This is a genomic window from Arenimonas sp. (genome assembly GCF_035312645.1).
Taxonomy (GTDB): Bacteria; Pseudomonadota; Gammaproteobacteria; order Xanthomonadales; family Xanthomonadaceae; genus Arenimonas.
The window spans coordinates 11,119-35,266 of the sequence record NZ_DATGBO010000139.1 but is presented as its reverse complement, the minus strand read 5'-3'; the positions used below and the strand labels follow the sequence as shown (position 1 = coordinate 35,266).

The 24,148-nt window shown below is 64.9% G+C and carries 20 protein-coding genes and 1 riboswitch; of the genes, 10 read left to right on the top strand and 10 right to left on the bottom strand.

What is annotated here, in order from left to right:
* The coding region (locus tag VKM35_RS12435; protein ID WP_324321336.1) for a penicillin-binding transpeptidase domain-containing protein at positions 1-1,403 on the top strand (1,403 nt) is incomplete at its 5' end.
* A 32-nt stretch (positions 1,404-1,435) separates the two neighbouring features.
* Positions 1,436-2,065 carry a hypothetical protein gene (locus VKM35_RS12430; protein ID WP_324321335.1) on the top strand — a complete coding sequence of 210 codons (630 nt, stop codon included), beginning with the start codon at positions 1,436-1,438 and terminating at the stop codon, positions 2,063-2,065.
* A 131-nt stretch (positions 2,066-2,196) separates the two neighbouring features.
* On the opposite strand, the gene VKM35_RS12425 is transcribed toward VKM35_RS12430, so the two are convergent.
* The 9 genes from VKM35_RS12425 to VKM35_RS12385 form a co-directional block, all read right to left on the bottom strand.
* The gene (locus VKM35_RS12425; protein WP_324321334.1) at positions 2,197-3,486 is read right to left on the bottom strand and encodes a citrate synthase; all 1,290 of its coding nucleotides are present in this window, start codon (positions 3,484-3,486) and stop codon (positions 2,197-2,199) included.
* A gap of 277 nt (positions 3,487-3,763) precedes the next feature.
* On the bottom strand, positions 3,764-4,006 hold the full coding sequence (locus VKM35_RS12420) for a type B 50S ribosomal protein L31 (RefSeq protein WP_324321333.1): 243 nt from the start codon (positions 4,004-4,006) through the stop codon (positions 3,764-3,766).
* A gap of 109 nt (positions 4,007-4,115) precedes the next feature.
* The gene (locus VKM35_RS12415; protein WP_324321332.1) at positions 4,116-5,057 is read right to left on the bottom strand and encodes a nucleoside hydrolase; all 942 of its coding nucleotides are present in this window, start codon (positions 5,055-5,057) and stop codon (positions 4,116-4,118) included.
* 24 nt (positions 5,058-5,081) lie between these two features.
* Positions 5,082-7,199 (bottom strand): ATP-dependent DNA helicase RecG, encoded by a 2,118-nt coding sequence (gene recG, locus VKM35_RS12410; RefSeq protein WP_414636655.1) that lies wholly within the window; start codon positions 7,197-7,199, stop codon positions 5,082-5,084.
* Between the two features lie 3 nt (positions 7,200-7,202).
* Positions 7,203-7,586 (bottom strand): RidA family protein, encoded by a 384-nt coding sequence (locus VKM35_RS12405; protein WP_324321331.1) that lies wholly within the window; start codon positions 7,584-7,586, stop codon positions 7,203-7,205.
* A gap of 265 nt (positions 7,587-7,851) precedes the next feature.
* Positions 7,852-10,026, bottom strand: coding sequence for a bifunctional (p)ppGpp synthetase/guanosine-3',5'-bis(diphosphate) 3'-pyrophosphohydrolase (locus VKM35_RS12400; protein ID WP_324321330.1), 2,175 nt, complete (start codon positions 10,024-10,026; stop codon positions 7,852-7,854).
* 104 nt (positions 10,027-10,130) lie between these two features.
* The gene (gene rpoZ, locus VKM35_RS12395) at positions 10,131-10,430 is read right to left on the bottom strand and encodes a DNA-directed RNA polymerase subunit omega (protein ID WP_324321329.1); all 300 of its coding nucleotides are present in this window, start codon (positions 10,428-10,430) and stop codon (positions 10,131-10,133) included.
* A gap of 109 nt (positions 10,431-10,539) precedes the next feature.
* Complete coding sequence (gene gmk, locus VKM35_RS12390; protein ID WP_324321328.1) at positions 10,540-11,157, bottom strand: guanylate kinase; 618 nt, start codon at positions 11,155-11,157, stop codon at positions 10,540-10,542.
* A gap of 4 nt (positions 11,158-11,161) precedes the next feature.
* Positions 11,162-12,025 carry a YicC/YloC family endoribonuclease gene (locus VKM35_RS12385; RefSeq protein WP_324321327.1) on the bottom strand — a complete coding sequence of 288 codons (864 nt, stop codon included), beginning with the start codon at positions 12,023-12,025 and terminating at the stop codon, positions 11,162-11,164.
* Between the two features lie 66 nt (positions 12,026-12,091).
* On the opposite strand from VKM35_RS12385, the gene rph reads away from it, so the two are divergent.
* The 8 genes from rph (at position 12,092) to VKM35_RS12345 (ending at position 21,463) form a co-directional block, all read left to right on the top strand.
* Positions 12,092-12,820, top strand: a complete 729-nt coding sequence (gene rph, locus VKM35_RS12380) for a ribonuclease PH (RefSeq protein ID WP_324321326.1) — start codon at positions 12,092-12,094, stop codon at positions 12,818-12,820.
* 142 nt (positions 12,821-12,962) lie between these two features.
* Positions 12,963-13,562 carry an RdgB/HAM1 family non-canonical purine NTP pyrophosphatase gene (gene rdgB / locus VKM35_RS12375; RefSeq protein ID WP_324321325.1) on the top strand — a complete coding sequence of 200 codons (600 nt, stop codon included), beginning with the start codon at positions 12,963-12,965 and terminating at the stop codon, positions 13,560-13,562.
* A 128-nt stretch (positions 13,563-13,690) separates the two neighbouring features.
* On the top strand, positions 13,691-14,845 hold the full coding sequence (gene hemW / locus VKM35_RS12370) for a radical SAM family heme chaperone HemW (protein ID WP_324321324.1): 1,155 nt from the start codon (positions 13,691-13,693) through the stop codon (positions 14,843-14,845).
* A 120-nt stretch (positions 14,846-14,965) separates the two neighbouring features.
* A complete protein-coding gene (locus tag VKM35_RS12365; RefSeq protein WP_324321323.1) occupies positions 14,966-15,151 on the top strand; it encodes a CPXCG motif-containing cysteine-rich protein in 186 nt (61 codons plus the stop codon).
* A gap of 138 nt (positions 15,152-15,289) precedes the next feature.
* Positions 15,290-15,471: riboswitch (cobalamin riboswitch) on the top strand.
* 133 nt (positions 15,472-15,604) lie between these two features.
* Positions 15,605-17,419, top strand: coding sequence for a TonB-dependent receptor domain-containing protein (locus VKM35_RS12360; RefSeq protein WP_324321322.1), 1,815 nt, complete (start codon positions 15,605-15,607; stop codon positions 17,417-17,419).
* A 108-nt stretch (positions 17,420-17,527) separates the two neighbouring features.
* On the top strand, positions 17,528-20,029 hold the full coding sequence (locus VKM35_RS12355) for a DUF1631 domain-containing protein (RefSeq protein WP_324321320.1): 2,502 nt from the start codon (positions 17,528-17,530) through the stop codon (positions 20,027-20,029).
* Positions 20,026-20,373: a PilZ domain-containing protein gene (locus VKM35_RS12350; RefSeq protein ID WP_324321319.1), complete on the top strand. Its 348-nt coding sequence runs from the start codon at positions 20,026-20,028 to the stop codon at positions 20,371-20,373. Before VKM35_RS12355 ends, VKM35_RS12350 begins: the two co-directional genes overlap by 4 nt.
* Before the next feature lie 4 nt (positions 20,374-20,377).
* Complete coding sequence (locus VKM35_RS12345) at positions 20,378-21,463, top strand: FAD:protein FMN transferase (RefSeq protein ID WP_324321318.1); 1,086 nt, start codon at positions 20,378-20,380, stop codon at positions 21,461-21,463.
* A gap of 1 nt (position 21,464) precedes the next feature.
* On the opposite strand, the gene VKM35_RS12340 is transcribed toward VKM35_RS12345, so the two are convergent.
* On the bottom strand, positions 21,465-24,107 hold the full coding sequence (locus VKM35_RS12340; protein ID WP_324321317.1) for a bifunctional diguanylate cyclase/phosphodiesterase: 2,643 nt from the start codon (positions 24,105-24,107) through the stop codon (positions 21,465-21,467).
* Between the last annotated feature and the right edge of the window lie 41 nt (positions 24,108-24,148).

The following is a 24,148-nucleotide window of genomic DNA, read 5'->3' as shown; positions in this document are numbered from 1 at the left end:
CAGTGGCGATTGTTTCCGCTATTGCCGGCGACTCCGCGATTGTAGTCACCGCGGCTGCCGAGCCGATCACGCTCGATCCGGCTGCGAGCCGCTGGACCGGACGCAGCCCGGCCGCCTTGCTCAAGCGCGGCGATGTCGTGCGTTTGCTGGTCACCGAAAAGCCCGGCGTCTTCGAACTCGCGCAATTGCCCAAGGCCGAAGCCGCGCTTGTGTCGATCGCGCCGGAAGACGGTGCCCTGCGCGCCATCATCGGCGGCCTGAGTTATTCGCGCAGCAAATTCAACCGCGCCACGCAGGCGCAGCGCCAGCCGGGATCGAGCTTCAAACCCTACGTCTACTCGGCGGCATTCGAGCGCGGCTACACGCCGGCGAGCATCGTCCTGGACGCGCCGGTGGTGTTCAAAGATCGCGCCGGCCATGTCTGGCGTCCGCAGAACGACAACGCCACCTTCGCCGGCCCGATGCGCTTGCGCGAAGCGATGGTGCAATCGCGCAATCTCGTCTCGGTGCGTCTGCTCGATGCCATCGGCGTCGATTTCGCGCGCAAATACATCACGCAATTCGGCTTCAAGATCGAAAGCTTGCCGGCGAATCTTTCTATGTCGCTGGGTACGGCCTCGCTCACGCCGATTTCGATGGCACGCGGCTATTCGGTATTCGCCAATGGCGGCTATCTGATCGACCCATATTTCATCAGCAGGATCGTCGATCGCAACGGCGTCACCATCGCTTTCACGCATGCGCCGCGCGCCTGCCGCGCCTGCGCAGAACGGCTGGCGCGCGAAGAACGCACGGCGGTGGTGGTCGATGGTTTCGACCTCAGCGCCGCCGGGCCGACCAGCACGAACCCGGCGCCGCAAACCGCGAAATTCGACCCCACGTTCGTCGGCCCGTCGACACTGGCGCTGGCGCCGCGCGCGATCGACGAACGCACCGCTTTCCTCACCAGTTCGCTGATGCGCGACGTGGTGCTGCGCGGCACGGCGACTGCCGCGAAAGTGCTCAACCGTGTCGATATCGGCGGCAAGACCGGCTCCACCAATGACCACCGCGATGCCTGGTTTTCAGGCTTCGGCGGTGATCTCGTGACGACGGTCTGGGTCGGCAACGACAATTTCCAATCGCTGGGCTATCGCGAATACGGCGGCAAGGCCGCGTTGCCGATCTGGATCAGCTACATGCGCAGCGCGCTCAAGGATGTGCCGATCAGCGACCAGACGCCGCCCGCCGGCATCGTCACCGTCGCGATCAGTGCCGGCAGCGGCAATCTGCTACCGGATGGCACGCCGGGCGCGCTCAAGGACTTCATGAAACAGGAAGACTACGACCGCATCATCTCCACCGGTTATGTCCAGGACTACAACGGCAACGCGGCCGAGGAAGCCTCTTTCGATGTCTTCTAGGTTTTCCGCCACCGCACGCCGGTGAATCGGCGATGCGTCGTACGGACCATCGCCAGACGCCAGCCCTGAACCAGGAACGCCGCCGACGGGTGGCGTTCGAGGCGGCGCGACTGATGGCCACCACCGGCCTCGCCGACTACCACCAGGCAAAAATCAAGGCCGCTCAGCGATTGGGCATCAGCGATGAAGCCGCGCTGCCGCGCAACAGCGAGATCGAGGAGCAACTGCGGGAATACCAGCGGCTCTTCCAGAATGCGGATCAGCCCCGGGAGCTGCACCGGCGCCGCGAAGCCGCGCTCAAGGCGATGACTTTCTTCGAGCGTTTCGAGCCACGCCTCGTAGGCAGCGTGCTCGACGGCAGCGCCGATGGCCATACCGCCGTCTGTCTGCACCTGTACGACGATGACGCCGATGCCGTGGCGCGCTTCCTGATCGACGCCGACATCCCCGCACAGGCGCGGACACGCCGCCTACGCCTGGATCGCGAACGCGACGGCGACTTCCCGGAGTGGTGTTTTTCCGCCGATGGCGTCGCCTTCGAGATCACGGTGCTGCCGACCACGCTCTTGCGGCAGGCGCCACTGAGCCCGGTGGATGGAAAGCCGATGCGGCGTGCGTCGATGACGACGTTGCGCGATCTGCTGGCCGACGGAACCTTGTAGGAGCGGCGTGAGCCGCGATTTCTTCCAAATTGCTGACGCGGATTGGAGAAATCGCGGCTCACGCCGCTCCTACAAAAGCAAAAAAAGCCCCGCATCGCGGGGCTTTTTCGTCACGCCACGTTACACCAAACTCAGCGCTGCTCGAGCGGCAGATAGTCGCGCGCAACCGAGCCGGTGTAGATCTGGCGCGGGCGGCCGATCTTGTTTTCCGGATCGACCTGCTGCTCCAGCCAGTGCGACACCCAGCCGGCGGTGCGCGCGATCGCGAACATCACGGTGAACATCTCGGTCGGGATGCCCAGCGCCTTGTAGATGATGCCGGAGTAGAAATCGACGTTCGGATAGAGCTTGCGCTGGATGAAGTATTCGTCCTTGAGCGCGGCTTCCTCGAGTTTCATCGCCACTTCCAGCAACGGGTCGTTGACGCCGAGTTCGGCGAGCACCTGATGGCACATCTCGCGGATGATCTTCGCGCGCGGATCGAAATTCTTGTAGACACGGTGGCCGAAGCCCATCAGGCGGAAGCCGGAATTCTTGTCCTTGGCCTTGTCGATCGCCGACTGCACGTTTTCCGGGCGGCCGATTTCCTTGAGCATCTCGAGCACGGCCTCGTTAGCGCCGCCGTGCGCCGGCCCCCAGAGCGCCGCCACGCCGGCGGCGACGCAGGCATAGGGATTGGCGCCGGTGGAACCGACCAGACGCACCGTCGAGGTCGAAGCGTTCTGCTCGTGGTCGGCATGCAGGATGAAAAGCAGGTCGAGCGCGCGCGCGGCGACCGGCTTCATGGTCAGCGGCTCGCTGGGCACTTCGAACATCATGTGCAGGAAGCGGTCGACGTATTCGAGGTTGTTGCGCGGATAACGGATCGGCCAGCCGATCGAGTAGCGATGGCAGGCGGCGGCGATCGTCGGCACCTTGGCCAGCAGGCGAATCGCCGCGAGGCGGCGCTGCTCGGGATCATCGAGATCCAGGTCGCCGTGGTAGAACGCCGCCAGCGAACCGAGCATGCCGGTCATCATCGCCATCGGATGCGCGTCGTGACGGAAGCCGTAGAGGAAGGTGCGGAAGGCCTCGTGCATCATCGTGTGATGCGTCACTTCGTGTTCGAACGCAGCGAACTCGGCCTTGTTGGGCAGATCGCCGTGCATGAGCAGGTAGCTGACTTCGAGGAAGTTGGAATGCTTGGCCAGCTGCTCGATCGGGTAGCCGCGATACATCAGCACGCCGGCGTCGCCATCGATGTAGGTGATGGCGCTGCGGCAGCTGGCAGTGGACATGAAGCCCGGGTCGTAGGTGAAGTTGCCGGTCTCCTTGTAGAGCTTGCCGATGTCGACGCAGTCGGGGCCGAGGGTGCCGCTGAGCAGGGGCAGTTCGACGTTCTTGGCGCCGGCGTTGAGGATCACGCTCTTGGTGTCGGACACGGGCAACACTCCTTGAAGGCTATGCGGCCGCCGCGACATTGGCGACGCCCGCTGACAGGAAATCGGACCATCGCCGGAAGGCGTCAGCCAAGCCGCAAGTATCGCATAGGGTATTTGCGCAAGTCAGCGCGATGCCAGCCATGACGGCAGGCCGCAATGGCGAATGCCGGCACTGGCGCACAAAAACAAACGGCCACCGCATGGGTGGCCGTTGTCGATACTTTCGGATCCTGCTTGGCAGGATCGCCGATGGCGCGGGACGCAGCCCGTGCCGGTATTACTTGGTGTAGCGCTTGTTGAACTTGTCGATGCGGCCGCTGGTGTCGCTGACGCGCTGCTTGCCCGTGTAGAACGGGTGCGTGGCGGACGAAATTTCGACCTTGATCAGCGGATATTCCTGACCGTCTTCCCACTTGATCTTTTCCTTGCTCGAAAGCGTGGAGCGGGTCAGGAAGGAGAAATCGGAAGTGACGTCCTGGAAGACGACGGCGTTGTAGCTCGGATGGATGTCGGCCTTCATGGAAAGTCCCGGCGAGATTCGTGGAAAAGACCGCTATTCTAGCCATGCCACCCCCCGCGCCGCAAGTCGATCGACCGATAAATCGGCAGAAGCCCGCGGGGAAAGGGGCTCAGACCCCCAGGCAGGCCCGGATCCGGGCCTCGAAAGCGGCCTGGTCGTAGTCCATGACGATCCCGGCGTTGGCCGCCTGGCCGGTGCGCTGGGACCAATCGACCGGCGTCGCACCGCGGCTGAGCCGTCCTTCGGTCTCGACCCGGATCGGCCTGACCTCGCGCCGGGTGATCCCGCCAGGAGCCAGTGCCGCGACCATCGCCAGCGCATCGGCGGAATGCCAGTGCGCGCCGCGCTTGCCCTCGGACCATTCGCGGGTCTTGCGGGAAATTCCGTCGTAGAAATGCGCGCGGGCATCCCCGCGAGCCAGCCAATCTTCGAAATCGGTGTGCAGGAATCCGTGCCGCAGCACCGCCTCCCAATCGACCAGATCGAAGCGCGGGAACGCCCGAAACACGATATCCGCCGCCTCCGGGTCGAATGCGATGTTGAACTCTGCCGGGATGGACGTGTTGCCCAGTCCGGTCACCGCGCCGCCCATCACCACCAGCCGCGCGATCCGCGACGGCAACGCCGGATCCAGTCGCAGCGCCAGCGCGAGGTTGGTCAGCGGCCCCAGCGTCACCAGCAGCAGCTCGCCTTCGTACTGTTTGGCCAGCCGGATGATCGCCAGCGCCGCGTGCTCGGCCTCCGGCTGCCTGGCTGCAGGCGAATAATTGGTGTCGCCAAAGCCATCGAGACCATGCACATAGGCAGCGTCCTCGGCCTCATGCACCAGCGGCACCGGGCAACCCGCGTACACCGGCACGTCGACCCCGGCGATCTCGCAGAGCTTCAGCGCGTTGGCGACCGTGTGCTTGAGCCCGACGTTGCCGGCCGCGATGGTCAGCCCGAGCAGCTGATGATCCGGATCCTCGAAAGCCATCAATAACGCCAGGGCATCGTCGACGCCAGGATCGGTGTCGATCAGCAGGGGGATCTTTCGCTTCGATTCGTTCATGACATTCCCGTTCGTTTTCGAAAATCAGGCGCCGGCAAAGCGCGCGGCGCTACCTACCCAACGCTCCACCACGCGATCGGCGAGCGCGGGCGATTCGGCCAGCAACATTTCCGCGGCGCGATGCACCGTCGGCAACAGATGTGCGTCGCGCATCAGGTCGGCGATGCGAAACCCGGCCAGTCCGGTCTGGCGCGTGCCGAGCAATTCGCCGGGTCCGCGCAATTCCAGGTCTTTTTCCGCGATCACGAAGCCATCCGTGGTCCGGCGCATCACCTCCAGACGCTCGCGCGCCATCTGCGACAGCGGCGGCTTGAACATCAGCACGCAACTCGACGCCTGCGCGCCGCGCCCAACGCGCCCGCGCAACTGGTGCAGCTGCGCCAGTCCAAGGCGCTCGGCGTTCTCGATCACCATCAGGCTGGCATTGGGCACGTCGACGCCGACTTCGATCACTGTCGTCGCAACCAGCAACTGCAATTCGCCGACCTTGAAACGCGCCATCACCGCCTGCTTGTCGACCGGCTTCATACGTCCGTGCAGCAGGCCGATGCGCAGTTGCGGCAAGGTAGCCACCAATGCTTCGTAGGTCGTCTGCGCGGACTGCGCTTCGACTTCATCGCTCTCGTCGATCAACGTGCACACCCAATAAACCTGCCGCCCTTCGACGCAGGCGGCACGGATACGTTCGATGACCTCGCCGCGGCGCTCGCCGGTCACGGCGACCGTGGTCACCGGCGTACGACCCGGCGGCATTTCGTCGATCACCGAAACATCGAGATCGGCGTAAGCCGACATCGCCAGCGTGCGCGGGATCGGCGTCGCCGTCATCACCAATTGATGCGGCACTTTGCTGCCGGCCAGCCCCTTGTCGCGCAGCGCCAAGCGCTGGTGCACACCGAAGCGATGCTGTTCATCGACGATCGCCAGCGCCAGATCGTTGAACGCCACGGCATCCTGCATCAGGGCGTGCGTGCCGACGACCACATCAGCGGCGCCGGAAGCGATCTCGGCAAGCACTGCCGCACGCGCTTTGCCGGTGACCTTTCCCGCCAGCCAGACCACGCGCAGGCCGAGCGGCTCGAACCACGCGCGAAAATTTCCAAGATGCTGCTCCGCCAGCAATTCCGTCGGCGCCATCAGCGCGACCTGCTTGCCGGCCTCGACTGCGCGCAAGGCCGCGAGCGCCGCCACCACGGTTTTTCCGCTGCCGACATCGCCCTGCACCAGCCGCAGCATCGGCACCGGCTGCTGTATGTCCGCAGCGACTTCCTTGAACACGCGCTGCTGCGCCTTGGTCAATTTGTACGGAAGCTGCGCGAGCAACCGTTTGCTCAGCGCACCCGGCGACTTGATCGCCACCGCGCCATGCGCGCGCAGGGCGATGCGCTGACGTCGGAGGCTGAGATGGTGCGCGAGCATTTCTTCCAGCGCCAGCCGCTGCAACGAAGGATGGCGGCCACTGGTGAACAGCGATACATCGGTATCGGGCGGCGGACGGTGCGCGATCAGCAAAGCTTCGCGCAGCAATGGCAGATCGAGCGAGGCGAGCAATGGCTGCGGCAACAATTCCAACGATTCCGCCGCTGGCAGTCGCCGCAATGCCTCGCCGATGAGCTTGGCGATCGTCTGCGACCCGATGCCTTCAATCGCCGGATAGACCGGATCCAGCGACTCGCGCAGCTCGCCGGCATCGCTATCGGCGAGAAAGCGGTAACTCGGATGCACCATCTCCAGTCCGTGCGACCCCGGCCTTGCTTCGCCATAACACCGCAGGCGTCGACCCGGCAGGAATTGCGCAGCCTGGCTGCCGCTGAAATGGAAAAAACGCAGCGTGACCGTCGCGCGGGAATCGTCGCCGATCGCGACGCGCAGCATCGGTCGATAGCGAAACCCGCGCTCCACCGCTTCGACGCGGCCCTCGATCTGCGCCGGCTGCCCCGGCACGAGCGCATGGATCGCGGTGATCTGCGTCCGGTCTTCGTAACGCAACGGCAAGTGCAGCCACAGGTCCTGCAAGGTCAGCAGGCCGCGTGCCGCGAGTTTCTCCGCCACCGCCGGACCCACGCCCGGCAAGGATTTCACCGACGCATCGCCCGCGGGCGCAAACGCCGCTTCCAGGGCTGCAGGATTGGCGCGTCGGATCACTCAGTCGAACGCGAGAATGGCGTCCACCTCGACCTGCGCGCCTTTCGGCAGGCCGGAGACTTCGATGGTCGAACGCGCCGGATACGGCGCCGTGAAATAGTCCGCCATCACCGCATTGACGGCCGCGAAATCGCCGAGGTCGGTGAGGTAGATGCCGACGCGCACGACATCGTCGAGCGATCCGCCTGCCGCTGCGCAGACTGCCTGGAGGTTGTCGAACACGCGGCGCGCTTTGGTCGCGATATCGCCATCGACGAGCTGCCCAGTGGCAGGGTCGAGCGGAATCTGCCCAGAAAGAAAAACCATGTTTCCGCGGCGCACCGCCTGCGAATACGGCCCGATGGCGGCAGGAGCACGGTCGGTAGCGATGGGCTGACGAGGCATGGGCGGGATCTCGCGTGGACGAAGTCGGAGTTTAGCGCGGGTGGGTGAGTACGGTGAGCGGTGAGCGGTGAGCGGTGAGCGGTGAGCGGTGAGCGGTGAGCGGTGAGCGGCGAAAAGCATATGGGCCTTCGTCATCCCCGCGAAGGCGGGGATCCAGTGACTTTTTAATCACCCTCGAAGTAAGGACAAACAAAGACACTGGATCCCCGCCTTCGCGAGGATGACGAGCAAAAATTTCACCGCTCACCGCTCACCGTTCACCCCCTCACTTCCTCTCCACCCCGTGCACCACGTTCAACCGCCGCACGCGCCGGATCACGTCGGCCAGGTGCTTGCGGTTGCGCACTTCGATGCCGAACTCCATCACGGAGATGCGCAGATCGCGTTCGCGATACTCGACGGAATCGATATTGGAATCGCTTTCGGCCACCGCCGCCGCCACCTGCGCGAGCACGCCGGGCTTGTTGTCGACCTCGATATGCAGCGCCGCGCGATAGTCGCCTTCGACGTAGCGGTCCCAGGCCATCGGCACGCAGCGCTCGGGATGCTTGCGGTACTCGACGACGTTCGGGCAGTCGGCGCGATGCACCACCACGCCCTTGCCGGCGGTGATGTAGCCCATGATGTCGTCGCCCGGGATCGGATAGCAGCAGCCGGCGAAAGTCAGCACGCCGCGCTCGCTGCCGGTGATCTTGATCTGTTCGCCACTGGCGAATTTTCCGCTGCGCAGCGGCAGCTCGGCGGTCTCGCCCTGGGTCAGCACCTGCGCAACCTGCGCCGGCATGCGGTTGCCCAGCGCGATATCGGCCAGCAGCTCCTCGAGGCGGCGATAGCGATGCTCGGCAAGGAACTGCTCCAGTTTTTCGGTCGGCACGCGATCGAGCGAGCTGTCGCAGATTTCCAGCGCGCGATCGAGCATGCGGTGGCCAAGATCGACCGCGTCCTCGTGTTCGAGGCGCTTGAGGTGATGCCGGATCGCCGTGCGCGCCTTGCTCGACACCACGAATTCCAGCCACTGCGGGCCCGGCGTCGCCGAGGGCGCGGTGATGATCTCCACGGTCTGACCGCTGATCAGTTTCGTGCGCAACGGCACGAGTTTCTTGTCGACGCGCGCGGCGACCGCATGATTGCCCACGTCGGTATGCACCGCATAGGCATAGTCGAGCGTGGTGGCGTTGCGCGGCAGCGCGAAGATGTCGCCCTTGGGCGTGAACAGATAGACCTCGTCGGGAAACAGGTCGACCTTGACGTTTTCGAGAAACTCCAACGACGACGCCGCCGATTCCTGGCTGTCCATCAGATTGCGCACCCAGTCCTGGGCGCGGATCTGGGCGTTGTTCATGCCCTGGCCGATGTTTTTGTACAACCAGTGCGCGGCGATGCCGCGTTCGGCGATCAGGTCCATTTCCTCGGTACGGATCTGCACCTCGACCGGTGAGCCATACGGGCCGAACAGCACCGTGTGCAGGCTCTGGTAACCATTGGCTTTCGGGATCGCGATGAAATCGCGGAAGCGCGCGTCCAGCGGCTTGAACATAGAATGCACCGCGCCCAGTGCCAGGTAACACTGCATCACCTTTTGCACGACCAGGCGGAAACCGAATACATCCATCACCTGGTCGAGGCTTTTGTTTTCCTCACGCATCTTGCTGTAGATGCTCCACGGCGCCTTGACCCGCCCGATCAGCCGGAACGGCAGCGCTTCCTGCGCGAGACGATGCGCGATCTGCGCTTCCAGCGTCGCCATCGCCTCGCGCCGCATCACCGGCTGGCTGGCGATGTGCTTGGCGATGACCTTGTGGCGCAGCGGATGCAGCGCGCGGAAACCATGGTCCTGCAGTTCGGACTTGATCCGGTTCATGCCCAGGCGCTGGGCGATCGGCGCATAGATCTCTAGGGTTTCGCGGGCGATGCGCCGACGCGATTCCGGACTCATCGCATCGAGCGTGCGCATGTTGTGCAGACGGTCGGCGAGCTTGATCAGGATGACGCGCAGATCGCGCGACATCGCCAGCATCATCTTGCGGAAACTTTCCGCCACCGCTTCCTGCTTGTCGCGGAACTGGATCTTGTCGAGCTTGGTGACGCCGTCGACGAGCTCGGCGACCGCCTCGCCGAATTCGGCGACGATCGCCGCGCGCGGCAGCGGCGTGTCTTCGAGGGTGTCGTGCAGGATCGCCGCGCACAGGGTCTCAGCGTCCATGCGCAGGTCGGCGAGGATGCTGGCGACTGCTACCGGATGCGTGATGTATGGCTCGCCGGATTTGCGCGTCTGCCCTTCATGGGCGCTGGCGCCGACCTGGTAGGCGCGTCGCACCGACAGCACCTGTGCTTCGGTCAGGTATTCGGCGAGCTTGGCTTCGAGCCCGCGCACCGCTTCCGGACAGGGGTCCGGACAAGGCGCGCGCGCCGGGTCGACGGTGGTGTGCATACGGGTCATCCCCGGAGCGTACGCGGGCGCGGGGATGCCTTCAATGCGCGCTGGCGCAAACAAAAACGGCCCCGAGGGGCCGTTTTTTGCTATCGCCAATCTGTCGGAGCGGCTTAGTCGTCGCCACCCTTGGACAGGTCGTCATCGACGACTTCGGCGGCGGCCCACTCGAGGGCTTCGCGTTCGGCGCGTTCGCGCTCGGACTTTTCCACTTCCTCGATCACCGTCAGATCGATCCGGCGGCTGGCGATTTCGCGCAGGGCCAACACGGTCGGCTTGTCCTGGTGCTCGCTGTTGTCGAGGACGGGCTCGACGCCCTTGGCGAGCTGACGGGCGCGCTTGGAGGCCATCAGGACCAGCTCGAAGCGGTTGTCCACGACGGACAGGCAGTCTTCCACGGTGATGCGGGCCATACAGTCTCCTGGGTGGAACCGGCCGGACAGGCCAGCCCACAAAATCAATGAGTTACGCTGAACTGCGCATTATACGCGAGCCGGGCTGCCCGGTTCAAACCCTGGCCGCTCAGGACGCCCCGAGCAAGGCCTGGATCAGCGCCGCATGCCGCTCCTCCTGGGCCGTCCGACGCAGGCGCTGGGCAACGAAGATCGAGCGCAGCTCGGCGGCGGCGGCGTCGAAGTGCTCGTTCACCAGCACATAGTCGAACTCGCCGTAATGCGATATTTCCTCGCGCGCGGCCGCCAGGCGCCGGGCGATCACCGCATCGGAATCCTGGCCGCGGTTGAGCATGCGGGTCTTCAGCGCGTCCCGCGACGGCGGCAGGATGAACACGCTCACGCAGTCAGGCATCTTCTCGCGGACCTGGCGCGCGCCCTGCCAGTCGATCTCCAGCAGCACGTCCTTGCCGGCGGCGAGTTGCGGCTCCACCGATTGCCGCGCCGTGCCCTTGTAGTCGCCATGCACCAGCGCGGATTCGAAAAAATCGCCAGCAGCGATCATCCGCTCGAATTCTTCCTTGCTGACGAAATGGTAGTGCTGGGCGTGGCGCTCGCCCGGCCGCGGCTGCCGCGACGTGAACGAGATCGACAGCGCGATGCCCGGCTCGCGCGCCAGCACCGCATTGACCAGACTGGATTTGCCCGCGCCGGAAGGCGCCGCGACGACATAAAGGGTCCCACGCATCGGCTCACTCCAGATTCTGGACTTGCTCGCGCAATTGCTCGATCAATACTTTCAATTCGACCGCCGCCTGCGTGGTGCGCGCATCGACGGACTTCGAGCCCAGCGTATTGGCCTCGCGATTGAATTCCTGCATGAGGAAATCCAGGCGTCGGCCGACCGCCTCCGGCAGCCCGAAAATGCGTCGCGCTTCGGCGATATGGCTGCCGAGGCGATCGAGTTCCTCGTCGACATCGATCTTCTGCAGGTTCAACACCACTTCCTGCTCCAGCCGCCCCGGATCCAGCGGCAGCTTGAGGTCGGCGATTTTCACTTCCATCTTCGCGCGCAAGGCGGCGCGGATTTCCGGCAGCCACTGCTTCACCTGGCCGACGATGCGCTCGATGCCATCGATGCGCTCGTTCATCACCGCCGCGAGATTGGCGCCTTCGCGTTCGCGCGAGGTCACGAACTGCGCGATGGTGTCGTTGAGCAGCGCCATCGCCTCGGATTGCAGGCCGGCCTGATCGAACGCTTCTTCCTCGACCACGCCGGGATAGCGCAGCAACTCGGTGAATTGCAGGCGCATCTGCGGAAATTGCCCGCTCAGGCGCTGGTGCATGTCGGCGAGCTGTTTGACCAGGCGGTCGTTGAGCTTGATCTCGGCGACGGCTGCATCGTTGGGACGATAGCGGAAGCTCACATCGACCTTGCCGCGCGAGATCTTGCCGGCGACGCGCTCGCGGAACTGCGCCTCGATCGATCGCAATTCTTCCGGCGCACGCACCGACAACTCGAGGAAGCGGTGATTGACCGCACGCAATTCGCAGCTGAGCTGGCCGCCGGTGGCGGCGCGTTCGCAGGCAGCGAAGGCGGTCATGCTGCGGATCATGCGGGGCTCCGGCTCGATGTGGACGTGAATGGTAATCTAGCCGACCAGGATTTGTCGGATCAGACCATGACCAGCGTAACCCGGCCAAGCGGCCGCGCCTTCGACCAGTTGCGCGACGTGCGCATCGAGCGGCAATTCACCAAGCATGCGGAAGGCTCGGTGCTCATCAGCTTCGGCGACACCCGCGTGCTCTGTACCGCCAGCGTCGAGAATCGCGTGCCGGGTTTCCTGCGCGGCAAGGGCGAAGGCTGGGTCACCGCCGAATACGGCATGCTGCCGCGCTCGACGCACGAACGCATGGGCCGCGAAGCCGCGAATGGCAAACAAGGCGGCCGCACGCTGGAAATCCAGCGCCTGATCGGCCGCGCGTTGCGCGCCTGCGTCGACCGCAAGGCGCTGGGCGAACGCACCATCACCCTCGACTGCGACGTGCTGCAGGCAGATGGTGGCACGCGCACCGCAGCGATCACCGGCGCCTACGTCGCACTCTGCGATGCGATCTCGGTGTTGAAGAAACGTGGCGACGTCAGCCGCGATCCGATCCTCGGCGGTATCGCCGCGATTTCCGTCGGCATCTTCCAGGGCGTGCCGGTGCTCGACCTCGACTACGCCGAGGATTCCAACTGCGACACCGACATGAATGTCGTGATGAACGACGGTGGCGGCTTTATCGAATTGCAGGGCACCGCCGAAGGCCACGCCTTCCGTCGCGACGAATTGAACGCGTTGCTGGCGCTGGCCGAGAAAGGCGTCGGCGAACTGGTGGCGATGCAGCGCGCGGCGCTGGGAATTTGAAAAGCACTACCGAACCCTGTCATTCCCGCGGAGGCGGGAATCCAGTGTCTTTGATCCTGCGGATTTTTCTTTACTGAACAAAAGACGCTGGATTCCCGCCTCCGCGGGAATGACAAACAGGCTTTCAACTCTTCCCATGCCCATGAAGAAAATCGTCCTCGCCACCTCCAATCGCGGCAAGCTCGCCGAGATGCAACCGCTGCTTGCCGATGCCGGTTTCGAACTGGTCACGCAAGGCGAGCTCGGCGTGCCGGATGCGATCGAGGATGGCTATACCTTCATCGAGAACGCGCTGATCAAGGCGCGGCATGCCGCCGCAATGACTGGTTTGCCGGCGCTCGCCGACGATTCCGGCCTGATCGTCGATGCATTGCACGGTGCGCCCGGGTTGATCAGTGCGCACTACGCCGGCGTGCACGGCGATGCCGTCGCCAACATCCGCAAGCTGCTCGCGGAGCTGCGCGGCATACCGGAAGCACAACGCGGCGCGCGCTTCATTTCCGTGATCGTGCTGCTGTGGCATCCGCACGACCCGCAGCCACTTATCGCCGAAGGTCTCTGGGAAGGTCGCGTCCTGGAAACCCCGCGCGGCGACGGCGGTTTCGGCTACGACCCGGTGTTTTTCGATCCCGCCCTCGGTCTCACCGCCGCGCAATTGCCGGCGGAGGTGAAAAATCGCGTCAGCCACCGCGGGCGCGCACTGGCGCTACTGCGCGAGAAACTGGCTGCGCTGGCGCCGTAGGAGCGACGCCAGTCGCGATTTCTACCGCGAGGATGGGAATCGCGACTGGCGTCGCTCCTACAAAGGCGTCGCTCCTACAAAGGCGTCGCTCCTACAACAGCGTCGCCGCCGCATGGGACAATCTCCGCATGCTGATCCCGCCGCCACTTTCGCTCTACATCCACATTCCCTGGTGCGTGCGCAAATGCCCGTACTGCGATTTCAATTCGCACAACCAGCCGGAACAGTTGCCGGTCGATGACTACGTCGCGGCGCTGGTCGCCGACCTCGAACAGGATCTGCCGCTGGTCTGGGGCCGCACGGTGCACAGCGTCTTTTTCGGTGGCGGCACACCCAGCCTGTTTGCACCGGAAGCGATCGGCCGCATTCTCGACGCCGCCAGCGCGCGCCTGCGTTTCGCGCCGAACGCCGAGATCACCATGGAATGCAATCCCGGCACCGCCGAGCATGGCCGCTTCGAAAACTATCTCGCCGCCGGCGTGAACCGCATTTCCTTCGGCATCCAGAGCTTCGACGACGGTTGCCTGCAGCGGCTTGGCCGCATCCACGACAGTGGTGAAGCCGAGCGCGCGGTGAAGTTGGCGCAGGACGCCGGCTACGACAACATCAACCTCGACCTGATGTATGCGCTGCCGGAGCAGACGTTGGCGATGGCCTTGCATGATGTCGAGCGCGCGATCGCGCTCGCCCCGGCGCATCTTTCCCACTACCAGCTGACGCTGGAACCGAACACAGTATTCGCCGCGAAGCCGCCACAAGGCATTCCGCTCGAAGACGATGCCTGGGACATGCAGGAGCACTGCATCGCGACGATGGCGGCGGCAGGTTATGCGCAATACGAAGTCTCCGCGTACGCGCAGCCGGGCCGGCAATGCGCGCATAACCTCAATTACTGGCGCTTCGGCGACTACCTCGGCATCGGCGCCGGCGCGCACGGCAAGATTTCCTCCGGCGCCAGCGGCGAAATCCTGCGGCGATGGAAAGTGAAAGGCCCGCGCGACTTTCTTGCAAGAGCGCATAGCGATGCGCGCATCGGCGGCGACGATCCGATCGCGCCGGAAAATCGTCCTTTCGATTACATGCTCAATGCCCTGCGTCTGGTCGAAGGGTTTTCGCTCGCGGATTTCGAAGTGCGTACCGGGCTCGCGCGCAGCGTCATCGCCAAACGACTCGAACACGCGCGAATGATGGGCTGGCTGGAAGCGCAGGACGACCGCTGCATCCCCACCGACCTCGGCCGCCGCTTCACCAACGACGTGATCGGGTTGTTCCTGCCCGATTGATTGGCGCTTGATGCAGGAGCGGCGTGAGCCGCGATTTTCCCAATTCGCGACGCCATTTCAAGAAATCGCTGCTCACGCCGCTCCTACATCCCGACCAAGAAATCGGCGCAGAATCGTCGCATGCTCGATTCCGTCCATATCACCTGCCCGTTCTGCGGGGAACGCTTCGAGGCGCTGGTCGATGCGTCGGCCGGCGGCGCCGACTATGTCGAGGATTGCCCGGTCTGCTGCCGACCGATCAGCCTGCATCTACGCACCGGCGAAGATGGCGGCTTCGACCGCCTCGATGCCGATCGCGACGAGTGATCGCCCGATTGGCCCGGTAGGAGCCAGCTTGCTGGCGACTAGGCCTGCCGCAGCCGCAACTACCCCAAAACTCGCTTGCTTGCGTGGATCGAACCTCGTCCTGTCGCCAGCAAGCTGGCTCCTACCTGAGGCTTCCCTTACAATCCGCGCGCCCCAGGTGCTCGGGAAGCCGGTGTGAATCCGGCACTGCCCCCGCAACGGTAAGCCAGAAAGTCTTTCAACATGCCACTGGGCCACGCCTGGGAAGGCGAAAGACGGATTTGATTCCCTGAATCTCATCGCTGGCCAGTCCGGAGACCGGCCTTGGGCATCGCTGCGTCGTCCATCCGGACGCGCGGCCTTATGGCACGTTGCGGAGGGCGACGGGGCAACTCTGACGCTGTCTGCGTCCGCGTTTGTCCTTCTCCCTGCGCCGCTGCTTTTCCCACGCGGGTGAGCGCTTCAGGAGAACGCATGAACCTTGTACTTCGCAACACCGCCTTGTCGGCGGCCATTTCCCTTTCCCTGCTGGGCACCGCGCGGGCCGAGGACGCCAAGACCATCGACAACGTCGTGGTCACCGCCAATCGCATCGAACAGCCGATCGAGCAGACGCTTGCTTCGGTCACGGTGATCACCCGCGCGGACATCGAAACCAGCCAGGCGCCCGATCTTCTCGTGCTTCTGCAACGTCAGGCCGGTCTCGACCTGGTGCGCACCGGCGGCACCGGCGGCGTCAACACGCTGTTCACCCGCGGCAGCAATTCCAAACACACGCTGGTGCTGATCGATGGCCTGCGCGCCAACAGCACCGTGCAGGGCATTTTCGATTTCGCGCACCTGCCGCTGGCGGAGATCGAACGCATCGAAATCGTGCGCGGTCCGCGCGCTGCGCTCTGGGGTTCCGACGCGATCGGCGGCGTGATCCAGATATTCACCCGCGACCCGACCGCCGCCTATGTCGAAGCACGCGGCGGCAGCTACGGCAGCAGCGGCGTCGACACCGGCTTCGGCGTCAGCGATCACGACGTGCGTTTCGGTTTCGCGGTCGGCAGCGACCACAGCCGCGGCTTCTCGGCGACCAACAAAAACAATTTCAGCTTCAATGCCGACGACGACGGTTACGACAACACCCACGGCAGCTTCCGCTTCATCAACCAGATCGGCAGCCAGCGTTTCGCCGCCACCGCGCGCATCGCCGATGCCGAGGTCGAATTCGACCAAGGCGTTTCACATGTACGCACGCAGTCGATCGCCGCGAACCTGCAGGGCGAGTTGACGAAATCCTGGTCGCACCAGCTCTCCGTTGGCGTGATCAACGACGACAACCAGACCACGTCCGACTTCGGTGATTCGTCTTTCGGCGGCCAGCGCGTGTCGCTCGACTGGATCAACAGCTTCGCGGTTAGCGAACACCAGAGCGTGCAGGCCGGCCTGAACTGGAGCCGCGACACCGGCCGCGCCTCCGACAATTTCTACGGCGAATACTTCGACAGGAAACGTCGCGACCTCGGCGGCTTCGTCGCCTGGTCCGGCCGGTTCAGCGCACACACGCTGCAACTGACCCTGCGTCACGACGACGACAGCCAGTTCGGCGGCACCAGCACCGGCAGCGCCGCCTGGGGCTGGCAGCTCAGCGACACGCTGCGGTTGCGCGCGAGCTGGGGCCAGGGCTTCCACGCGCCAACCCTCAACGACCTGTACATCCCCGATGTCTACGGCTGCTGCCGCGGCAATCCGGACCTGCTGCCGGAACACTCCAACAACCAGGAGCTTGGTCTCGACTGGCAGCTCAGCGTCGGCCAGCACCTGGCGATGTCGGCCTACCGCAACCGCATCAACGACCTGATCGAACTCGACGACACCTACACGCAGTACATCAACATCGCCAAGGCCGAGATCAAGGGCGTGGAGCTCGAATACGGCGCCCGCCGCGGCGGCTTCAGCTTCGACGGCAACGCCACCTGGCAGAACCCGCGCGACATCAACCGCGACGAAGCGCTGCTGCGCCGACCCAAGCGCAAGATCAACCTCAGCGCCGGCTACCTGTTCGGCAACGGTCTGTCGTTCGGTCTCGATGCCAGTGCATTCGGCACACGTCCGGATTTCGGCGGCAGCACCTTGCAAGGCTATGGTCGTCTCGACCTGCGCGCCGGCTGGCAGGTCAACCAGGCCTGGTCGTTCGAAGCGCGGGTGGAAAACCTCGCCGATCGCGATTACGAGCTCGTCAGCGGTTACAACACGCCCGGTCGCAGTGGGATGGTAACGGTGCGCTGGAACGCAAAATAATTGGAAACCGGCCACACGCCCGGGCCTCCGGGCGTGTGATCTGGGCCTAGTCGCGAGGCCTGTGCTGTGCCTAGAATCCGGGTGGGGATCTGGATCCGGGAGCGCCGCATGTCTGCATCGGGAAGCCAGTCGCAGGCAATGCCCACGTTGGCATCGCGACATCTGCCGCGGCGCGTGCGCGCGCTGCTCGAGGGAATCCTGGAATTCACCTCCGATGAGCTCGAACGCGGCATCGTCGCGACGCTCAACGAATTCGAACAACAGCTTTTCAAGTTCGCCGAACAGGCGCGCAGCAACATGGTGCAGACGCGCTGGCTGGAATCGCAGCGGCTGATCAAGCGCACCCGTCACGACCTGGTGCCGCGCTTCCTGATCAGCCTGGAAGCGGAACTGGCCAACCTGCGCGAGCCGCAGAACAAGCACAGCTTCATGCAGGGCCGCGGCCATGGCATCAGCGAGCTGTCGCTGGTCAACGAACTGGAAATGGACGAAACCAGTTTCCTGATCGAGATGGCCAGCCGCGCGGAATTGCGCAACAGCCTGCCGCTTTACCTGCTGGGCCAGCGTTTCGGCGTGCTTGCCGGCCGCCCCGCCTTCGACCCCGAAACCCTTCCGATTGGTCCGCAGGCACTGTGCCGGATGATGCGCACCGCCTCCGACTGCCTGGAGCTCAGCGATGACCATCGCCTGATGTTCCTGCGCGCCTTCGACCGCCAGGTGATGCCGATGTACGGCAGCCTGGTCGAGGCGGTGAACACCTTCCTGTGCAAGAACGGCGTGCTGCCGCACCTGCAATACGTGCCCTTGCGTGCCCGCCCGGCATCGCAACCCGCCGCCGAAGCCGCGCCAGCCGCCGCACCTGCCCCGCCGCAGCCGGGCAACTCCGGTGGTGGCGGTGGTTATGGCGGCGGCGGACACGGCGGTGGCCACGCCACCGAGTCGATCGGCCTGAGCCTGGCGCCCCTGCCGGAAAACCGTTCGGCGCGCGCGCAGCTGCATGCCAGCGATGGCCCGGTCACCAGTGAAGGCCTGCGCGGCGATGGCAGCGGTGCCGGGATGCCGGCTACGGCCACCGGCTCGCCCAACGACGGCTGGGGCGCCGGCCCCTCCAGCGGCCCCGGCTCCTCCGGTCCGGCCGCAGGCGCGAACGCCGAAAACACCGGCGAGGAAAATTTCCAGCTGATGCGGCAACTGCTGTCCGGCCGCCGCCAGCTGCTTGGCAAGCTCGGCTCCGACCGCGGCCGCGACACCGGCCCCACCCACGTCGCCACGCCGTCGGCGTTGCAAGACATCCTCGGCAGCCTGCAGGCCAAGGCGGTGACGCCGGTGATGGACAAGGGCAAGCCGGTGATGCGCAGCGTCGGCCACCTCAAGCAGGACATGCTGGCGATGCTGCGCCAGGCCGCGCCCGACCAGAGCGCGCCGGCCCTGGCCGAGGAAGATGGCGACGCGATCGATCTCGTCGGCATGCTCTACGACAGCATCCTCAAGGACGTGAAGCCGAACAGTCCGGCTTCGATGCTGCTGTCCAAACTGCAGGTGCCGCTGCTGCGCGTGGCCCTGCAGGACAAGGGCTTTTTCACCAAGCAGCAGCACCCGGCCCGGCTCATGCTCAATACCATCGCCGAAACCGGCGCGTATTGGCTCAGCGACGACGAGGCCGACGAGGACCTCGTCCACAAGATGAATGCGGTGGTCGACCGCACGGTTCGCGAATTCGACGGCGACATGGGCCTTTTCAGCAACCTGCTCGAAGACCTCAGCTCACATCTGCAGACCGTCACGCGCAAGGCCGAAGTCGCCGAGCGCCGCCATGTCGAAGCCGCACGCGGCAAGGAAAAACTTTCGCATGCGCGCGAACGCGCCGCCGCGGCGATGGAGTCCCTGCTCAAGCAACAGAACCTGCCACGCTTCACCCAGACGCTGCTCAGCCAGGCCTGGACCGACGTGATGGCACTGACCGCGCTGCGTCACGGCGAGGATTCCGATGTCTGGAAGCAGCAGCTGGGATTCGCCGAACGCCTGATCCAGATCGCGCGTACGCCCGCCGACGAACTGGCTGCGCTTGGCGAAGCCAACGCCGGCTTGCAGGCCGAGATCGAGCAGGCCTTGTCGCAGGTCGGCTATCAGGGCGACGAGGCCAATGCGATCGCGCAGCGCTTGGTGCATCCGCTGTCGGGCAATGAAGACGACGCCGCCAGCCGCACCGAACTCACGATGCGCCTGAAGGCGCGCGCCCGCCTCGGCGAGGACCTGAAGACCAAGAAGGAAAAGAAGGTGCCGCTCACCGCCGCCGAACAGGCGCGCTACGAGCAGCTCAAGCAGACGCCGTTCGGCAGCTGGTTCGAGTTCCGCACCAACCAGCAAGGCGACATGGTCCGGCGCCGGCTGTCGTGGTTCAGCACGGTCACCGGCCATGTCCTGTTCGTCAATCACCGCGGCCAGAAAGTCGAGGATCACACGCTGGAAAGCCTCGCGCGGATGATGGTGCAAGGCCAGGTGCGCGTGATCCAGGAAGAAAAAGGCTCCTTGATCGATCGCGCCTGGACCACCGTGATGAATGCCCTGCGTTCCTTCGCCGGCCAACCCGCCCCGAGTCCCGTGCCATGAATGACTATCGCCGCGCCAGACGCCGCAAGGTGGGCTACAACGTCGAGATCGTCGACACCATGACCGAGCTGCCGATCGGCAAGCTCAGCAATCTGTCCGAATCGGGCATGCTGCTGATCCTGCAACAGCCGCTGGTGAACGATGCGCTCTACCAGTTCCGTTTCCGCCTGCCCGACCACACCGGTGTCGAACGCGCCATCGAAGTCGGCGCACACGAACTCTGGGCCGACGAAGCCGCGGCCCCCGGCCAGGCCTGGTCGGGCTTCCGCTTCATCGACGTTGCACCCACCGATCTCGCCTACATCCGCGACTGGGTCGACGCCCCCGGCAGCCAGTACGTCTGAGCGCGTGCCCGCGCGCAGGCTCCTGCTGCTGGGCCTGGCGCTGTCGGTATTTTTCCCGCTCGGCGCCTGCCAGCGCAGCGGCCCGGTCACACGCGAAGAGCTGCATGTCTTCGGTTCGATCACCGATGTCGAGATCCGCGGCACCGATACCGCACACGCCGAAGCCGCGATCGCCGAAGCCTCGGCAATGCTCAACCAGCGCGAGCGCGAATGGCATCCCTGGAAGCCGTCCGACCTGACCCGCATCAATGCCGCTTTCCGCGCCGGACAATCGGTGCAAGCGCCGCCGTCGATCATCAATCTGCTGCGCCGCTCGCAAAACTACGCTGTCAGCAGCAGCGGCCTGTTCGATCCCGGTGTCGGTGGCCTGGTTGAACTCTGGGGTTTCCACACCTCGACCTTTCCCGTCACCACGCCGGTGCCGACGCTGGACCAGGTCGCGGAATGGTTGCGAACGCATCCGAGCGTCCTCGACGTCAGCATCCAGGGCGATCGGTTGTACAGCCGCAATCCGGCCGTGCAACTGGATTTCGATGCCGTCGCCGAGGGCGCCGCCACCTCCGAGATCATCGCGATCTTCCAGCGTCGCGGCATCAAGCACGCATTGATCGGGCTTGGCGGCGACATGATGGCGCTCGGCGACGGCGACGGCGACGGTGTGCCCTGGGTCGTGGGCATGAAGGATCCCTACGGCGGCGCGCTGGGTTCGGTCGAACTCGGCGACAACGAAGCCTTCTACACCTCGGGCAACTACAACAAATTCCGCGAGGCCGCGAACGGTGCGCGTTGGGGCCACATCCTCGACCCGCGCACCGGCATGCCGGCGCGGGGCGCGGCCGCAACCGCCGTGCTGGTCAACGATCCGATTCTCGCCGACGCCGCCTCCACCGCGCTCATGGCCGGCGGGCCGGCCGGCTTCGCGCGCATCGTCAAGCAGATGAAGCTCGGCTGCGCACTGATGGTGACCGAGGAAAACGAGTTGCTGATCACCCGCGCGATGCGCGCGCGCATGCAATTCCTGCGCGATCCGGTGGCGCTGGGCGCAGCGGTGGACAGCGGCGCGGATTGCCGGTTGCAGAAGGGCGGTTGAGTCAGCGCAGCAACGCCTGCGGCCGATGCAGCAGATAGCCCTGCGCGTAGTCGACGCCGAAGGTCTTCAGCAGATCGTAGGCACGCTGGTCGGCGACCCATTCGGCGACGACGATCAGTCCGAGTTGGTGGCCGATATCGGTGACCGCGCGCACGATCGACTGGCTGACGGCATCGGTCTCGATATTGCGCACGAAGCTGCCGTCGATCTTGATGTAGTCGATCGGGAAATTCTTCAGATAACCGAATGAGGCCATGCCGGCGCCGAAATCGTCCAGCGAAAAATGGCAGCCGATATCGCGCAGGCGATTCATCATCGCGATCACCCGTGCCATGCTCGCCACCGCCGCCGTCTCGGTGATCTCGAAGCAGATGCGCTCGGCGGCGACACCATGCGTCTGCAATTTCTCGATCACGAATGCCGGAAAGGTATCGTCTTCGATGGTCAGTGCCGACAGGTTGATCGCGCACAGCCGCACCGGCTCTCCGGACGGATGCAGGCGCGCAAAGTTGGCGAACGCCGTCTCCACCACCCAGCGATCGAGCTGCGGCATCAGGCCGTAGCGTTCGGCCGCAGGAATGAAATCGCCGGGCGGCACCATCACGCCGCGCTCGTCGCGCAGGCGGATCAGCAATTCGATATGCGCGCCGCCGGCATCGGCCACGACCTGCAGCGGATGCAATTCCTGGAAATACAGGCAGAACCGCTGCTCGGACAATGCCTGCCGCAGCCGACCTATCCATTGCAGCTCGCTGCGCCGACGGACGATTTCCTGGTCGTCCTCCGAATACAGCTGCACGCGATTGCGGCCGCGTTCCTTGGCCATGTAGCAGGCGGTATCGGCCAGCGAATACACCTCGCGCTGCTGCGCGCCGGCGTGATCGATCAGCACCAGACCGATGCTCGCGCTGACCGTGTAGGCGCGTTCTTCCCAGCTGAACTCGAACACTTCGATTTCGTGACGCATGCGTTCGGCAAACGCCAACGCGGCGGCCGGCGTCGTGCGCTCGACGAGGATGCCAAACTCGTCGCCGCCCAGGCGTGCGATCGCCTCGCCCTCGATCAAGTGGCTGCTGAGCAGATTGGCCAGCTGCGCCAGCAACTGGTCGCCGGCGACGTGACCAGAGGTGTCGTTGACCACCTTGAACTGGTCGATATCCAGATACAGCATCGCCACCTGCGTACCGTCGACGAGGTCGTTGATCGCGGCATCGAGACGGCGGACGAATTCGCGGCGATTGGACAGGCCGGTCAACGCATCGTGACTGGCCTGATAGGCGAGCATCTCGTTGAGCTCGCGCAATTCGGTGATGTCGTTGGCGACCGCGAGCAGGTGCGACTGACCTTCGAGCGTGATCTGCGACACCGACAGCGTCATCCAGTACGCGCGTCGGCCACTGCTGCGGAAGCGCGTCGGCCGGTTGATCATCGCCCAGCCGCCCTTGGCGATATCGTCGAACTGCTCCTGCAGATCCTCGTCCTCGAACAGGTCCGCTAGTGTCTTGCCGCTCTGCTCGGGATCGGGCAGCTGCAGGCGTTCGCGCGCGGCGTGATTGGCATAGGTGAGGCCGCCGTCCTGCGAGTGCGCGAGCAGCACCAACGTGGGCAGCAGTTCGTTGAGGGCGCGGAAACGCGCCTCGCTGTCGCGGTATTGCGCGGAAAGATTCCTGGCCATGCGAAACGCGCGGGCGCGGGTATTGGCCAGCGACCAGGCCAGCGTCGCCAGCAGCAGGCTGGCCAGCACGCCGATCGCGAAGGTCAATGCCGGCAGCGACATCGACTGCATCTGACCGGGTGTGCCACGCAATTCCATGCGCCAGATGCGGCCGCCATAGACGATGTCGCGGCGATAGCGGTAGGTCAGCGCGTCGGGGAGTGCAGAAGTCTCGGCAGCGGTATCGCTGGCGAACAACAGGTGCGGCGCCTGGTCGCTAACGTCGGTGATGCGGACCGCGAAATCCTCGCGGGTTTCGCGCGGCAGGGCGCGCTCGATCAAGCTGCTGACCTGGAACGACACCGCCAGCGAACCCACCAGCCGCGCGCGACGCGTGGCAATCGTCGTCGGCGACGGCCCGGGCGAAAACACCGGCAGGCGGATGATCACGCCGTCTTTCGGTCCCGGCAGACCCGTACGCTGGATCAGTTCGAACGCACCGGACATCGCCGGCTCGTCCTTGTCGCGCGAATATTCCAGCGCCCTCATGTTGGCCGGCTGGCTGGCGATATCCAGACCGTACAGGCGCTGGTTGCCGTCGCGCGGCGTCACCAGGTCGGTGACGAAGTGCTCGCCATCGGCGCGCAGTTCACGATGCGCAACGCCGATCGCCTGCAGGCTGGGGAAATGTTCGCGCGGTCGCAGATTGGTGTAGATGGTTTCGAATTCGTCGGGCGTCACTTCCTGCGAGGCCAGGAACAAGGCCTGCACCGAACGCACCAGCAAACCGCAACTGCGCAGCTGCGACTCGACAGCATCGAAACTGCGTTCGGCCAGGCGCGCCGCCTGCGCGCTTTCCGCCTGCGCCAGCGCGTTGTGATGCATGCGCGTGGTGATCGCGGTCATGCCCAGGCCGAGCAGCAACGCGGCAAGCGTCCACAACCAGGCGGGCTGGCCGAGAAATCCTCCGTCATCGCGACGCCTGTCCATGGGCTCGTCCCTGGCTGGCCCGGATGAGGCAGAATTGGCGC

Coding starts and splice junctions, on each gene's coding strand:
- VKM35_RS12430 (WP_324321335.1), top strand. CDS start 1,436: ATGCGTCGTACGGACCATCGCCAGACGCCAGCCCTGAACCAGGAACGC.
- VKM35_RS12420 (WP_324321333.1), bottom strand. CDS start 4,006: ATGAAGGCCGACATCCATCCGAGCTACAACGCCGTCGTCTTCCAGGAC.
- VKM35_RS12415 (WP_324321332.1), bottom strand. CDS start 5,057: ATGAACGAATCGAAGCGAAAGATCCCCCTGCTGATCGACACCGATCCT.
- VKM35_RS12405 (WP_324321331.1), bottom strand. CDS start 7,586: ATGCCTCGTCAGCCCATCGCTACCGACCGTGCTCCTGCCGCCATCGGG.
- VKM35_RS12400 (WP_324321330.1), bottom strand. CDS start 10,026: ATGACCCGTATGCACACCACCGTCGACCCGGCGCGCGCGCCTTGTCCG.
- rpoZ (WP_324321329.1), bottom strand. CDS start 10,430: ATGGCCCGCATCACCGTGGAAGACTGCCTGTCCGTCGTGGACAACCGC.
- gmk (WP_324321328.1), bottom strand. CDS start 11,157: ATGCGTGGGACCCTTTATGTCGTCGCGGCGCCTTCCGGCGCGGGCAAA.
- VKM35_RS12385 (WP_324321327.1), bottom strand. CDS start 12,025: ATGATCCGCAGCATGACCGCCTTCGCTGCCTGCGAACGCGCCGCCACC.
- rph (WP_324321326.1), top strand. CDS start 12,092: ATGACCAGCGTAACCCGGCCAAGCGGCCGCGCCTTCGACCAGTTGCGC.
- rdgB (WP_324321325.1), top strand. CDS start 12,963: ATGAAGAAAATCGTCCTCGCCACCTCCAATCGCGGCAAGCTCGCCGAG.
- hemW (WP_324321324.1), top strand. CDS start 13,691: ATGCTGATCCCGCCGCCACTTTCGCTCTACATCCACATTCCCTGGTGC.
- VKM35_RS12365 (WP_324321323.1), top strand. CDS start 14,966: ATGCTCGATTCCGTCCATATCACCTGCCCGTTCTGCGGGGAACGCTTC.
- VKM35_RS12360 (WP_324321322.1), top strand. CDS start 15,605: ATGAACCTTGTACTTCGCAACACCGCCTTGTCGGCGGCCATTTCCCTT.
- VKM35_RS12355 (WP_324321320.1), top strand. CDS start 17,528: ATGTCTGCATCGGGAAGCCAGTCGCAGGCAATGCCCACGTTGGCATCG.
- VKM35_RS12350 (WP_324321319.1), top strand. CDS start 20,026: ATGAATGACTATCGCCGCGCCAGACGCCGCAAGGTGGGCTACAACGTC.
- VKM35_RS12340 (WP_324321317.1), bottom strand. CDS start 24,107: ATGGACAGGCGTCGCGATGACGGAGGATTTCTCGGCCAGCCCGCCTGG.